We start from the raw sequence: 14,055 nt of genomic DNA, 5'->3' as shown, positions 1-14,055 counted from the left end.
TGTCCTCATATCAGTCAGTTTACAGGGGTGGGCTGAGTGCCAATGCTGCGCCAGATACGTTCGTAATATTCATTGAAGCGTGGCGACAAGCGCCGTTCGGGGATCAGCAGGCTATCGGTATTGAGGTCAACGTGGATCTCCTGGACAATTTCACCAGGATGCGCCTTCATCACATAGACGCGGTCGGAGAGGGTCACTGCTTCTTCGATATCATGGGTAATGAAAATTACCGTCTTTTGCTGCTGCTTGACCACGCTGAGCAGTTCGCTCTCCAGGGCAATTTTCAGCGGATAGTCGAGCGCCTTATAAGCCTCATCCATCAGAATAATCTCCGGGTTGGTCACCATGGTTCGCATCAGCGCTACGCGCTGACGCATGCCGCCAGAAAGCTGGGCGGGATATTTCTTTTCGTAGCCCTGCATGTGATACAACTCGAACAGCGCCATGGCGCGTTCGCGTGCTTCGCTTTTCGGCGTGCCGCGCACTTCCAGACCAAGCATCACGTTATCCATCACGGTGCGCCACGGGAACAGCAGGTCTTTCTGCAGGACGTAACCCAGTTCTGGTGAGGGGCTGCCGGTGGTTTCGCGATTTTTCAGCAGAATACTGCCGCTGTCGGGCATCAGCAGGCCGGTAATAATATTAAACAGCGTTGATTTGCCGCAGCCGCTGGGGCCGACAAAAGAGACGAACTCATTGCGCTGCGCATGAAAATTCAGATTGCGCAGAATATCCACCCGGCCACCCGCTATGGGGTAACTTTTGTGGATACCTGCCGCTTCCAGTACTTTACTCATCCTGACCTCCTGCAACTGGCGTATAGCAATGCTGTACGGTAAGCGGCGAAGGCGGTGCCTTCACCGGCACATAATCTTTCAGAAAGTGATAGCCGAGGTAGTCAGCGCTGCGACTGCGCTGAATTGCCTGACGGATATTGACCGTCGCCAGCGCCATGCCCTCGCGATCGCCGCTGTCGGCGATAATCTCTCCCAACGGATTGATGATGCGGCTGTGGCCGTGATAGTGCAGGTTGCCGTGCTGGCCGCAGAGATTGGATTCAATCATCCAGCACTGATTCTCCAGCGCGCGCACCCGGCCAAACAGGGTGTAACTGTCGACCATCGGATCGGCATCTCCGGCGCTGCCATCCCCGGCATAGCCCCAGGCGGTAGGCATAATCATGATGTCTGCGCCCTTCAGCGCCAGCTCGCGGGTGCTTTCCGGGAACACTTTGTCGTAGCAAATCAACATACCGATACGGCCAAGCGGCGTGTCAAAGACCGGGAAATCGTTGCCGGGGTAATAAACATGTTTTTCATCCCCCGGCTGGTGGACTTTGCGGTAGGTGCCCAGCACGCCATCCGGTCCGAGCAGCACCGCACTGTTAAACAGAACTTCGCTATGTTCGGGGTGACGCTCGGTCATGCCAAACACCAGGTGCAGATTAAGACGACGCGCGTGCCGGATCAGGGTTTGTACACTTTCCCCCTCGTCAATCACTTCAGCATGCTCCATTTGCCAGCACACCGCTTCGCGGCTCCAGTTGAGGGTATCAGGGAGATAGCCCTGCAGGATTTGCTCCGGAAAGACCACCAGTTGCGCACCGGCCTGCGCCGCCCGTTCCAGCCAGCGCAGCAGGTTGGCAAGATTGCGCGACTTGTCGTAATACGCGGGCAGGGTGATGCTGGCGAGGGTTATCTCTGACATCGTCGTCTCCAGTTAACTTTTTTTTAAACTGCTATTAACCGGTAGCATTTGCTAATATTTTTTTCTTATGGGAGAAAAATTATCATATGTGATAATTTTATCCTGACCTGCTCGCTCACGGAGGAATGCCCGTCATCATGAAAACCCCAAAACAACATGAGACCACCGGGCTGGGTGCGGCCCTGACCAGTGAAAAAGATTTTGGCCTGCGGATTAAGGCAATTCGTATGACGCGCGACCTGACGCTGGAACAGGTGGCGGAGATGAGTACCGTCTCAATTTCCACCCTGTCGAAGATCGAAAAAGGGCAGGTGTCGGCCTCATTCGATACCATTGCCAAAATTGCCGGCGCTTTTGATTATTCGCTGGCAGAGCTGTTTGCCGGCGAATTACCCGGGCAATCTGCACCGCCGCTGACCGTACAGGGACGACGTACCTTTACTCTCGGCGGCAAAGGGCTGATGTTTGCCAACCCATGGTTTCGCTATGAAGTACACGCTTCCGAACTGCTGGTTAAGGGCATGATCCCGGTGATTATGTCGATTGTGACGCGCGAGGTGCCGCCCCCCGACGCCTGGTCGCAGCATGAAGGTGAGGAGTTTATTTATGTCCTGGAAGGAAAAGTGACTCTGCATACCCGCCTGTATGCACCGCTGACGCTGGTTGCTGGTGACAGCGCCTACATTGATAGCACTATGGCGCATACCTTTGTGGCAGAGAGCGAGACGCCAGTGCGTCTGCTCTCCATTTGTCAGACGGAGAAACTGGATCTGACGGGCGTCGCGTCGCCGAACTAATCACGGCTGCCGATCGCCAGCCCAGACCACCATCACCCTATCGCTGGCGGTCTGGCGACTAAAGGCGTAATAACCGTTATCCGGCTGTGATTGCTGCACACCGGTGCCGATTGCCGGATGGCGCGCGCGGAAACTCCCCAGCTTCCGCCAGTGCTCCACTAATGCGCCTTTACTGCCGAACAACTGCTGCCAGTTCATATCCGAACGGGTTCCCTGTAGCGGATCGGAGCCGGTAGCGCCAAACTGGCGGCCGCTCTCATCACCATAGTAAATCTGCACCGCGCCGGGAGCTAATAACAGCAGGTCGGCGGCACGCTGCTGCAACGCCAGCGACTCTCTGGCATCGCTGACAAAAAATAACCGGGTGTCGTGCGACGAGAGATAGCTGAGGACGTTAAAGTTTTGCAGTTTGTCCGCCATCTGCTGATAAATACCGTCAATCTGCGCAAAGCAGTTCAGCGCCTGCGCCGCCTGATCCTGAAAATCAAAGTTAATCATCGCGTCAAAGCCATGCTGATAATAATCACTCATCATTACGCCATGCCCCCAGGCTTCACCTGTCATCCAGAAGGGCTGGTTATCGGGCGCTTTATCCGGATTAGCGGCTTTCCATGCGGCCAGCGCCGCGCTGGCCTGCTGCTTAAGTTGCGCCAGCGTCGCTTTATCGACATGTTTTGCGGTGTCGACCCGAAAGCCATCAATACCGTAGTCGCGCACCCACTGGCTGAGCCAGTGGGTCAGGTAGTCGCGGGTGGTGGCACCGGGGATCTCACGGGCATCGCTGTCTGGCTTATGGCGATAAAACAGCGGCAGGCCGCTGGGTTGTGGCGCTTCGGTTTTAATATCCGGCAGGAAGGCCAGCGACATGCTGAGATCGTCATAGCCCGGCGCATCGTAATCACCAATATCGCTGCGGATCCAGTTTTTCCCCCACCAGTTACGCCAGCCGGTCTGGTCCGAGAAATTAATGTAATCATTAAAGCTGTGCCAGTTCTGACCGACGCCTGGCTGCCAGTCGCCCCAGTTTTTCCCCAGGGTTTTTTCGATCTCCGCTCCCTGCAAATAGAGTGAGCCAAACTGAAAATGCTGCATATCGCTCAGGGTGGCATAACCCACATGGTTGACTACCACATCAAACAGAATGCGCATACCGCGCTGATGCGCCTGATCCACCAGGTTGCGTAAATCCTGTTCATTACCCATATTGGCGTCGAGCCGCGTCCAGTCGAGCGCGTAGTAGCCATGATAAGCATAATGCGGGAAATCCCCCTTGCTACCGCCGCCGATCCAGCCGTGGATCTGTTCCAGCGGTGAACTGATCCACAGGGCGTTAACCCCCAGCTGTTGCAGATAATCCAGTTTCTGCGTTAATCCGGCCAGGTCGCCGCCATGGAAGGTAGCAATCTCCTGCTGACCATCACTGCGCCGGCCATAACTGTGATCATTCGCCGGATTGCCATTAACAAAACGATCGGTAAGTACGAAATAGACGGTGGCATTGTGCCAGCTAAAGGGCGCGTTTTGTTGGGTGGCGGCGGATTCCAGCAGCAGTAACCCCCCGCTGTTTGCCGCCGGTTGCAGAGTGATTTTGCCGCCGCTGACCGTGGCGGTTTGCCCGGAGTAAAAGTCGCGTACGCTCTCTCCTTCGTGGAAAGTGGGGCCGACCGCCACGCTTAGCGGCTGACCATTCCAGCGCGGACAGCTCTGGCTGGCGCTGCCGGCATTTACCTGCTGCGGACTTTTCAGGCTCAGTTGCAGCGTCGGTGTGCCGCTGCGGGTATCAATCCGCACCTGATAGTCACCGCGGCGAAACTGGCGCCAGCTGACGGGCGGCTGACTGGCGCACGGTTGTAGCGACAGCGTTTGATTCAGTTTTACCGCGCCTGCCGGCTGCCAGCACTGTTGCTGCTGCCAGAGCTGTAGCGGCTGCTGTCCCGCCGGCAGCGTGGCGCTGCTGGTAAATAGCCCGTCGCCGGAAGCGGTGAATGGCGGAAAGTTTACCAGCGTCCAGTCGGCAAAAGCGGCTGGCGCCAGTAATAACAGCGTCAGGGGCAGATGTTTCATTGCGCTCCTTAGTGGCCTGAGTCAGGGGATCTCTTTCTGTTATGTTGCATCGGCCAGTGGCAAATAGCCTCATCCTGCCAGCCACGATCGGGGGAGGAGAGAACCGGAGGAGAAGATAAGCTGTTGTAGAATAAGTATTTCAGCCGCTGATGGTAGGGTGACAATCATTTCTGCCGATTGTCGGGCTGTTCTTCCGCTACTTAAACAGTGTAAAATGTATGCTTATAAAGATTGTGGTTGATGATTCACAAGGCTTTTCATTTTATTTAATTCAATTTTAAGGGGTTAAGGTGCAACAGCTACCAAACTGTCCGAAATGTAATTCCGGGTTCACCTGGCAGGAAGGGGAACAGTTGAACTGCCCTGAGTGCGGCAATGAATGGTCGGCCAGCGCCGAGTCTGTCGCGGAAGAAGGGCTGGTGGTGCGTGATGCCAATGGTAATTTGCTGGCGGATGGCGACTCAGTGACGGTGGTTAAGGACCTGAAAGTTAAAGGCAGCTCATCCACCCTGAAAATCGGCACCAAAGTGAAAAGCATTCGCCTGGTCGAGGGCGATCACAATATTGACTGTAAAATCGATGGTTTTGGCCCGATGAAGCTGAAATCAGAGTTTGTGAAAAAAAGCTGATTGCGCTCTGCGTCGCCGCCGGTGCCTTGTTATCTGCAACGGCAGCGACCTTATCTTGCCGCCGCTACGGGCTGTATCACCTGAGCCATAATCTGATTTTGCCAGCTAAAATAAGGGTTCCATGTCAGGCGCGCATGGATCTTGCCGCTTTCGCGATACCCCCAGTCTGAGAACCACACCGGCGCCCCGGCGCGACAGGCCTGATAATCCGTCTCTGTTTGTCCATTTTCACATATTCGATCGCTGCCATGTTCGCCATACAGCGGGTTGTCCGGCGCAAACAGCACCGACATATGCGAAAACTGGCTGATATGCTGCTGGGGCAGGCGATCAGGACGTATCAGGACGCGTGACGAGAGTACCGGTGATGCAGGTTTATTGCCGTACCAGATCAGACGGCTGTCAGGATGGGTAAACGTGCTGTCGAACTGGCTGAGAAAGCTGATGGTCGCCAGTACCGAATCGTGCTCTGTCAGTACCATTAGCGTGGGTTTGCTGTAACCGTTGCGACTCAGCAGCTGCTGCACTGAGGCGCTGGTGCGATAAAACTGCGCAAAGCCATTGGTTGGTACCATCATATAGCGTGTCGCCCGTTGTTGCGGATAGCCCGGACGGGGTTCGCGCAGCCAGTCGGTAAACACTGCCAGTAACGGGGTGACAAAATCGAAGCTGACATTGGATTTTATCGCCGGTGAAAACAGTAACAGGCCGGCCACCTGCGGATGCTCAATACCATATTCCAGCGCCAGATTGCCGCCGGTGGAAAAACCGCCAAGCCAGACCTGCGCCACATCCCGTTGCAGAATGGCCGCCTGCTCATTCACCACCCGGCGCCAGTCGTCTATTGAGACGCCGATCAAATCCTCCGGGCGGGTACCGTGGCCGGGCAGCAGTAGCGTGCGTACCAGAAATCCCTGGCGCGCCAGTTGCGGGCCAATATCGCTAAATGAGCCTGGCGCGTCTCCCAGCCCGTGGATCAGTAGTATCCCTTTTGCCGCTTTGCCGCCTGGCGGTCGCCACTCCTGCGGCGTATTCCAGGTTAACTCCTGCTGACGGTTGCCACTCTGAAAGTGGCGGTGCTGTAGCACCCAGCGGGTGGTGTCGCGCTGATAGTCGCTAAAGGTTGCCTGCCCAACGGGCGGTAGCGAAGAGGGGCGGGAGGCACAGCCGCTGAGCGTCAGCAGCCAGACCAGAGCGAGGATCGCAGCCAGTTTTAATCGTAACGTCACAGAGCATCCCTGAGGATAAAGTATTGCGCCAGCAGGCAGCATAACCGTAACCGGCTATTACTGCCTTATGCTTGTGACGGCGATAAACAGATTAACTGGCGAACAAACTATCCAGCGCCTGACATTGCTGCTCGCTAAGGGTCGCGCCATAGTTGCGCGATACTGGCGTCATATACTCATACTGGCGGGCAACGGCGGTTTTAATGGCGGTGACAAAATCGTCGCCAATGGTGTAAATCGCCATCAGTTTGCCAATCTGCTGTTGAATTCGCGTCAGTTGCGCTAAATCCTGCGCTTTCCACGCCTGCATGGCGCGGGCAAACAGCTCGGGCACCAGATTATTCAGGCCGCAAATCACCCCGGCGCCGCCCGCCAGCAGATTTGGCAGCAGATACTCATCGTAACCCGAAAGCACCGCGAAATCGGGACGCACTTTTTTTGTTTCTTCAATCAGCTGGCGGTTATGTGACAGACAATCCATGGTGTCTTTAATGCCGATAAATTTCGGCAACTCCGCCGCCAGCTCCGCCACCAGGCTGGCGTCCAGATCGCAACCGGTACGCGCCGGGAAGTTATAGGCAAACCACTTGCCCGGCAGGCGCTGATCCAGATCGCGGTAGTAACTGAGTAGCTGTTGGCGCGTCTGACCAAAATACCAGGGGGGTAATATCATCACCGCATCGTACCCGGATTGATCGGCCAGTTGCGCCAGTTGCAGCATATCGCCGACGCAGGTGCTGGAAACATTGGCGACCATCGGCAATGTGGACATGGCGCGCGCTTCGCGAATCAACAACAGGCGCTCCTGCTGGCTCAGTGAGGCGAACTCGCCGATACTGCCCATCAGTAACAGCGCATCAATCCCGGAGGCGGTCAGGCGGGAAAGGTGCTGCTGCAACGCATTCAGATCAAGATTGCCATGCTGGTCGAATGGGGTAACGGAAGGGCACCAGACTCCGTTAAATAGTGCTTGTGTCGGCATAATAGGCTCCGCATTCTCTGTATTAAAAATGAAACATTGTTTTAATTTACTGGTCAATTATCAGTGATGCCATACTTGCCATGGTGATAACCCGACGCGGTTCTCATTTTTGACTTTTGTCGCCGGCGGGTGTTTTCGTGCTATTGGCTGTGCGCGGGCTGAACTTCATCGGTTAGCGCTTTTCATAAATGTCGCCAACAGGAATCTGTTTAAGCTTAATTGCGAGGTGCGCATGAAAGAGTGGAACCCTGAACTTTATCGACAGTTTGAAGCAGAAAGAACGCGCCCGGCGCTGGAGCTGCTGGCGCGTATCCCGGCAATTGAGGTCCATGCCGCCATCGATCTTGGCTGCGGCCCGGGTAACAGTACGGAGCTGTTATGGCGTGCCTGGCCGCTGGCGAAAATCACCGGACTGGATAGCTCACTGACGATGTTGCAGCAGGCGCAGCAACGTTTACCTGATTGCCATTTTATCGCGGCAGATATTCGCAGCTGGCAGGCATCGCCGCCGCCGCAGGTTATTTTTGCCAATGCCTCGCTACAGTGGCTGGGCGATCATCCACAGCTGTTTCCCCACCTGGTCGCGCAACTGGCTGATTACGGCGTGCTGGCGATACAGATGCCCGATAATCTCGATCAGCCGAGCCATCGCCTGATGCGCGATGTTGCCGCCCGCCCGGGCTGGCAGGCAAAAATCGATAACTCAGCGGCGGAGCGCAAAAAGCTGCTGAGCGCGGAGCACTATTACGATTTACTGAGCCTGGCGGGTTGTCACGTGGATATCTGGCGCACCACTTACTATCATCTGATGCCTGATGCGGCGGCGATTATTGACTGGCTGCGCGCTACCGGACTGCGTCCATTCCTCGCGTCGCTGAATGAGCGCGAACAGCAGGACTTTTTGCAAGACTATCTGACGGAAATCACTCAGGCGTATCCGCCGCAGGCCGATGGCCAGCTGTTGCTGGCGTTTCCGCGGCTGTTTATGGTGGCGCAAAAGCGCCAGGCGCGCGCCTGACCGTTGCCGCTGCCGGCCATCCTCTTCAGCTTCTGAAGGCAGCGCGCAAAACGACAATCTCTGCCGCCGCTGCGGATGAAAAGTGCTACGCTTTGCCCGCCATTTATTGCTAACGTTGCACTTTATCTGCAGCCAGGATCATCGATATGACCGACGACCAGTTAAATCAGCTCAGTGCCGCCGTGGGGGCACGATTGCAACGTTCTCATGCCACTGTCACCGCCGCCGAATCCTGTACCGGTGGCTGGATTAGTAAGGTGATTACCGATATTGCCGGCAGCTCGGCGTGGTTTGAACGCGGTTTTGTCACTTACAGCAACGAGGCCAAGCAGCAGCTAATAGGCGTAAGTGCGGCAACACTGGAACAGTGGGGCGCCGTCAGTGAACCGGTGGTGCGGGAAATGGCGCTGGGCGCGCTGCAGGCCGCGCATGCGGACTATGCGATCGCGGTGAGCGGCATTGCCGGACCGGATGGCGGCAGCGCCGATAAACCGACCGGCACCGTCTGGTTTGGCTTTGCCAGCGCCCGGGGAGTGGTGGCCCGGCGGCAACTTTTTGCCGGTGACCGCGAGGCGGTGCGCCGTCAGGCAACCGCTTATGCCCTGCAAACGCTACATGACGATTTTCTCGAAAATAAACTTGATACTGTATGACCATACAGTATAATCACTGTCATTCGTATTACAGCAAAGCAACCTCGAGTGTGCTTTACCCTGCATGATTAGGAGTGGAAATGGCTATTGACGAAAACAAGCAAAAAGCACTGGCAGCCGCGCTGGGCCAGATTGAGAAGCAGTTCGGTAAAGGCACCATCATGCGCCTGGGTGAAGACCGCTCAATGGACGTGGAGACCATCTCTACCGGTTCGCTTTCACTGGATATCGCACTGGGTGCGGGCGGCTTGCCAATGGGCCGTATTGTTGAGATCTATGGCCCGGAGTCTTCAGGTAAAACCACGCTGACGTTGCAGGTGATTGCCTCCGCCCAGCGTAAAGGTAAAACCTGTGCCTTTATCGATGCGGAACACGCACTGGATCCTATTTACGCTAAGAAACTGGGCGTTGATATCGATAATCTGCTCTGCTCGCAGCCGGATACCGGTGAGCAGGCGCTGGAAATCTGTGATGCGCTGGCCCGCTCTGGCGCGGTTGATGTCATTATCGTCGACTCCGTCGCCGCTCTGACGCCGAAAGCAGAAATTGAAGGTGAAATCGGTGACTCCCATATGGGCCTTGCGGCACGTATGATGAGCCAGGCGATGCGTAAACTGGCCGGTAACCTGAAACAGTCGAATACGCTGTTGATCTTTATCAACCAGATTCGTATGAAGATTGGCGTGATGTTCGGTAACCCGGAAACCACCACTGGCGGTAACGCGCTGAAGTTCTACGCCTCAGTGCGCCTTGATATCCGCCGTATTGGTGCGATTAAAGAGGGCGATAATGTGGTGGGCAGCGAGACCCGCGTGAAAGTGGTGAAAAATAAAATTGCGGCGCCATTTAAGCAGGCTGAATTCCAGATTATGTATGGCGAAGGTATCAATATTTACGGCGAGCTGGTTGACCTCGGCGTGAAGCATAAGCTGATTGAAAAAGCGGGTGCATGGTACAGCTACAACGGCGATAAGATTGGTCAGGGTAAAGCAAACTCAGGCAACTTCCTGAAAGAAAACCCGGCAGTGGCGAACGAGATCGAGCAGAAACTGCGCGATATGCTGCTCAACAACCCGGTTGAAAAACCTGAGTTTGTCGCTGAAGTGTTTGAGAACGAAGCCAGCGAAGAAGATTTCTGATCCCGGCCAGCATCGTAAGGGTGGTATTGTAAGGGTGGCATCGTAAGGGTGGCATCGTAGGGGCGGCATTTATGCCGCCCGTTCAAATGATTTGCACCAACCCTACATCACCCCCCAACCCTACATCTCCCCCAACCCTACATCTCCCCCCAACCCTACATCCCCCCATCCCAAACCTCAATTACCCCGACCCTCTATCACCGACGCGTGGCTAACCACCTGAATTCTCCCTGCCTCTCGCGCATTATCCTGCTGTTTCTGTTAGCCACCGGCTAACTTTCTTTGTTTCTCAGCGCATTTCTCGTTACGCTCTGCTATTCAGGCAAGCGATCGCCTGATTCTGTATCACCAGATTTTTATTGTCCGGAGTGTTATGTCTGAAACCACCACCGACCGTAATCAATATGCTCGCCTGCTTGACCGCGCAATGCGCATTCTGGCAATGCGCGATCACAGCGAAGCCGAATTTCGCCAAAAGCTGACGCTCTCTATGCAGCGTAGCGCGCGTTTTCGTCAGGAAGAGATCCCTGAGATTGCCGAAGAGGATATCGAAAAAGTGGTAGCCTGGTGCTATCAGCACGACTGGCTGGATGATAACCGTTTTGCCGAACGCTTCGTTGCCAGCCGCAGCCGTAAAGGCTATGGTCCACAACGCATCAGAATGGAGCTGGGGCAAAAAGGGATTGGCCGCGAGCTGATCGACACGGCTTTCGATGCCGCCGCCATTGACTGGTCAGCGCAAGCCTTTGCGATCGCCGAGCGTAAGTTTGGTTTACCCTTCCCAACAGACTGGAAGGAAAAAGCCAAAGTGCAGCGTTATTTGCTGTCGAAAGGCTTCTTTATGGAAGATATTCAGGCCATTTTCAGAAATTTTGACAATTGACCTCCGATGGGATTTTACTTCGTACTGAAGAAAATTTATCTTATTCCCACTTTTTGTTCGTGTATCTCCGGTCTGCCAGACGGTATGTCCGCATCGTAAGATGCACGAAACGTTCGTTAGCGTGATTCCAGGATAATTATGAGCAAGAGCACTGCTGAGATCCGTCAGGCGTTTCTCGACTTTTTCCATAGCAAGGGACATCAGGTTGTAGCCAGTAGCTCCCTCGTGCCCCATAACGACCCAACGTTACTGTTTACTAACGCCGGGATGAATCAGTTTAAAGACGTTTTCCTTGGACAGGATAAACGTAACTATTCGCGTGCGGTAACATCGCAGCGCTGCGTTCGCGCGGGTGGTAAACATAACGATCTCGAAAACGTTGGTTATACCGCACGTCATCACACCTTCTTTGAAATGCTGGGCAACTTCAGTTTTGGCGACTACTTCAAGCAGGAAGCCATTGCCTTTGCCTGGGAACTGCTGACCGGTGCGCAATGGTTTAATCTGCCGAAAGAGCGTTTGTGGGTCACCGTTTACGAGACCGATGACGAAGCGTTTAATATCTGGGAAAAAGAAGTGGGTGTGCCGCGAGAGCGCATTATCCGTATCGGTGACAATAAAGGCGGTGCTTACGCGTCAGATAACTTCTGGCAGATGGGCGACACCGGCCCTTGCGGCCCTTGCTCCGAGATCTTTTTTGACCATGGCGACCATATCTGGGGTGGCCCTCCAGGTTCGCCGGAAGAAGATGGCGATCGCTATATTGAGATCTGGAACATCGTCTTTATGCAGTTCAACCGCCAGGCTGATGGCACCATGCTGCCGCTGCCAAAACCGTCGGTGGATACCGGTATGGGGCTGGAGCGCGTTACCGCAGTACTGCAGCACGTTAACTCCAACTACGAAATCGATCTGTTCGCCGAACTGATCAAGTCGGTTGCGGAAGTGACCGGCGCTACCGATCTGAGCAATAAATCGCTGCGCGTCATTGCCGACCATATCCGTTCTTGCGCCTTCCTGGTCGCTGATGGCGTGATCCCTTCCAACGAAAACCGTGGCTATGTGCTGCGCCGTATTATTCGTCGCGCAGTGCGTCACGGCAATATGCTCGGGGCCGATGGCACCTTCTTCTACAAGCTGGTTGCGCCGCTGATTGCGGTGATGGGCAGCGCAGGCGAAGAGCTGAAAGCCCAGCAGGCACAGGTCGAGCAGGTACTGAAAACGGAAGAAGAGCAGTTTGCCAAAACCCTTGAGCGGGGTCTGGCGCTGTTGGATGAAGAACTGGAGCAGCTGCAGGGCGATACGCTGGATGGCGAAACGGTCTTCCGTCTGTACGACACCTTTGGTTTCCCGGTGGATTTAACCGCCGATGTCTGCCGTGAGCGTAATCTGAAAATTGATGAAGCCGGTTTTGAACGCGCAATGGAGCAGCAGCGCCGTCGCGCGCGTGATGCCAGCGGTTTCGGGACTGACTACAACAACGTTATCCGTATTGATTCAGCCTCGGCCTTTAAAGGTTACGAGCAGCTGGAACTCAAAGCCGCGGTAACGGCCATCTTTGTGGATGGTCAGCAGGCTGATGAGATCGCTGCCGGTCAGGAAGGGGTGATTGTTCTGGATGAGACGCCGTTCTATGGTGAATCTGGTGGCCAGGTGGGTGACACCGGTGAGCTGAAGGGCAATAACGCGCTGTTTGCAGTGAACGATACGCAGAAATATGGTCAGGCGATTGGTCATATAGGCAAGCTGCTTTCAGGACATCTGCGTGTCGGTGATCGTCTTGATGCTCAGGTGGATGAAGCGCGTCGCGCCCGCATCCGTCTGAACCACTCGGCAACCCACTTACTGCACGCTGCATTGCGCCAGGTACTGGGCAATCACGTCGGTCAGAAAGGCTCACTGGTTAACGATAAATACCTGCGTTTTGACTTCTCTCATTCCGAAGCGATGAAGCCAGAACAAATTCGCCAGGTGGAAGATATTGTCAACGCACAAATTCGGCGTAATCTGGCAATAGACACCAATATCATGGAACTGGAAGCTGCCAGGGCGCAGGGTGCGATGGCGCTGTTCGGCGAGAAGTATGATGATCACGTGCGTGTGTTGAGCATGGGTGACTTCTCTACCGAACTGTGTGGTGGTACTCACGCCAGCCGCACCGGTGATATTGGTCTGTTCCGCATTACCTCTGAATCAGGTACGGCGGCAGGTGTGCGACGTGTTGAAGCCGTCACCGGTGAAGGCGCGCTGGCGCAGATACATGCCCAGAGCGAGCAGCTGCAGGATATCGCTCAGCTGGTGAAAGCCAATAACAGCAACCTGAATGAGAAAGTGCGTTCGGTGATTGAACATGTTCGTCTGCTGGAGAAAGAATTACAGCAGTTGAAAGATCAGCAGGCTGCGCAGGAGAGTGCTTCTCTGAGCAGCAAAGCAGTAGAAGTCAAAGGGGCGAAATTGCTGGTCAGTGCACTCAGCAATGTTGAACCTAAAATGCTGCGCACAATGGTAGACGATCTGAAGAATCAACTTGGTTCGGCAATCATTGTGCTGGCAACAGTGGTAGATGGAAAAGTATCCCTGATTGCCGGGGTGACAAAAGATCTTACCGACCGTGTTAAAGCGGGTGAGCTGGTTGGCGAGTTAGCGCAACAGGTTGGCGGTAAGGGTGGCGGACGCCCTGATATGGCTCAGGCCGGCGGTACGGATGCTCAGGCGCTGCCTGCTGCCCTGGCCGGCGTTGAGGCATGGGTTGCTGCAAAACTGTAACGATAAAAATGCCTCGCTGGAGTGTGCCCGGGACGTTTTTTCCCGGTGCTTTCCAAGCGGGGCGCACCCTGTAATCATAAAGTCAGGTTGATGCAGTGTATTTCGGCTAAACTAAATATCAGCAGAATGTATTGGCGTGAAGATGCACATTGATGTATTTGTCATAGTCTACGTTCAGCGTTATATGA

At 54.9% G+C, this 14,055-nt stretch carries 12 protein-coding genes; 7 read left to right on the top strand and 5 right to left on the bottom strand.

Annotated elements, in window-relative coordinates:
* Positions 1 to 14 precede the first annotated feature (14 nt).
* Positions 15 to 797: an ABC transporter ATP-binding protein gene (locus JWF83_RS23460; RefSeq protein WP_413652912.1), complete on the bottom strand. Its 783-nt coding sequence runs from the start codon at positions 795 to 797 to the stop codon at positions 15 to 17.
* Positions 790 to 1,707, bottom strand: coding sequence for a carbon-nitrogen hydrolase family protein (locus JWF83_RS23455; protein WP_413652911.1), 918 nt, complete (start codon positions 1,705 to 1,707; stop codon positions 790 to 792). The genes JWF83_RS23460 and JWF83_RS23455 overlap by 8 nt, the downstream gene beginning before the upstream one ends.
* A 137-nt stretch (positions 1,708 to 1,844) precedes the next feature.
* Between JWF83_RS23455 and JWF83_RS23450 the strand changes: the two genes are divergently transcribed.
* Positions 1,845 to 2,504 (top strand): helix-turn-helix domain-containing protein, encoded by a 660-nt coding sequence (locus tag JWF83_RS23450; protein WP_413652910.1) that lies wholly within the window; start codon positions 1,845 to 1,847, stop codon positions 2,502 to 2,504.
* Here JWF83_RS23450 and JWF83_RS23445 read toward each other — a convergent pair whose 3' ends face one another.
* Positions 2,505 to 4,568, bottom strand: a complete 2,064-nt coding sequence (locus JWF83_RS23445) for an alpha-amylase (protein ID WP_413652909.1) — start codon at positions 4,566 to 4,568, stop codon at positions 2,505 to 2,507.
* A 290-nt stretch (positions 4,569 to 4,858) separates the two neighbouring features.
* Between JWF83_RS23445 and JWF83_RS23440 the strand changes: the two genes are divergently transcribed.
* Complete coding sequence (locus tag JWF83_RS23440; protein WP_413652908.1) at positions 4,859 to 5,197, top strand: zinc ribbon domain-containing protein YjdM; 339 nt, start codon at positions 4,859 to 4,861, stop codon at positions 5,195 to 5,197.
* A 50-nt stretch (positions 5,198 to 5,247) separates the two neighbouring features.
* On the opposite strand, the gene JWF83_RS23435 is transcribed toward JWF83_RS23440, so the two are convergent.
* Together JWF83_RS23435 and JWF83_RS23430 are read right to left on the bottom strand one after the other, a co-directional pair.
* Entirely contained in the window at positions 5,248 to 6,426 is a 1,179-nt protein-coding gene (locus JWF83_RS23435; RefSeq protein WP_413652907.1) for an alpha/beta hydrolase, read from the bottom strand.
* 91 nt (positions 6,427 to 6,517) lie between these two features.
* The gene (locus JWF83_RS23430) at positions 6,518 to 7,408 is read right to left on the bottom strand and encodes a dihydrodipicolinate synthase family protein (protein ID WP_413652906.1); all 891 of its coding nucleotides are present in this window, start codon (positions 7,406 to 7,408) and stop codon (positions 6,518 to 6,520) included.
* Positions 7,409 to 7,640: 232 nt separating this feature from the next.
* On the opposite strand from JWF83_RS23430, the gene tam reads away from it, so the two are divergent.
* The 5 genes from tam (at position 7,641) to alaS (ending at position 13,867) form a co-directional block, all read left to right on the top strand.
* On the top strand, positions 7,641 to 8,426 hold the full coding sequence (gene tam / locus JWF83_RS23425) for a trans-aconitate 2-methyltransferase (protein WP_413652905.1): 786 nt from the start codon (positions 7,641 to 7,643) through the stop codon (positions 8,424 to 8,426).
* A gap of 146 nt (positions 8,427 to 8,572) precedes the next feature.
* On the top strand, positions 8,573 to 9,079 hold the full coding sequence (gene pncC, locus JWF83_RS23420) for a nicotinamide-nucleotide amidase (RefSeq protein WP_413652904.1): 507 nt from the start codon (positions 8,573 to 8,575) through the stop codon (positions 9,077 to 9,079).
* Positions 9,080 to 9,159: 80 nt separating this feature from the next.
* On the top strand, positions 9,160 to 10,218 hold the full coding sequence (recA, locus tag JWF83_RS23415; RefSeq protein ID WP_413652903.1) for a recombinase RecA: 1,059 nt from the start codon (positions 9,160 to 9,162) through the stop codon (positions 10,216 to 10,218).
* Positions 10,219 to 10,591: 373 nt separating this feature from the next.
* Positions 10,592 to 11,101 (top strand): regulatory protein RecX, encoded by a 510-nt coding sequence (locus JWF83_RS23410; RefSeq protein ID WP_413652902.1) that lies wholly within the window; start codon positions 10,592 to 10,594, stop codon positions 11,099 to 11,101.
* A gap of 138 nt (positions 11,102 to 11,239) precedes the next feature.
* Complete coding sequence (gene alaS / locus JWF83_RS23405) at positions 11,240 to 13,867, top strand: alanine--tRNA ligase (RefSeq protein WP_413652901.1); 2,628 nt, start codon at positions 11,240 to 11,242, stop codon at positions 13,865 to 13,867.
* The last annotated feature ends 188 nt before the right edge of the window (positions 13,868 to 14,055 follow it).

Source organism: Pantoea sp. B65 (assembly GCF_047308185.1).
In the GTDB taxonomy this organism is placed as follows: domain Bacteria; phylum Pseudomonadota; class Gammaproteobacteria; order Enterobacterales; family Enterobacteriaceae; genus Erwinia.
Note: the sequence above shows the minus strand (reverse complement) of the source record. Positions and strands in the feature narration are given on the sequence as shown.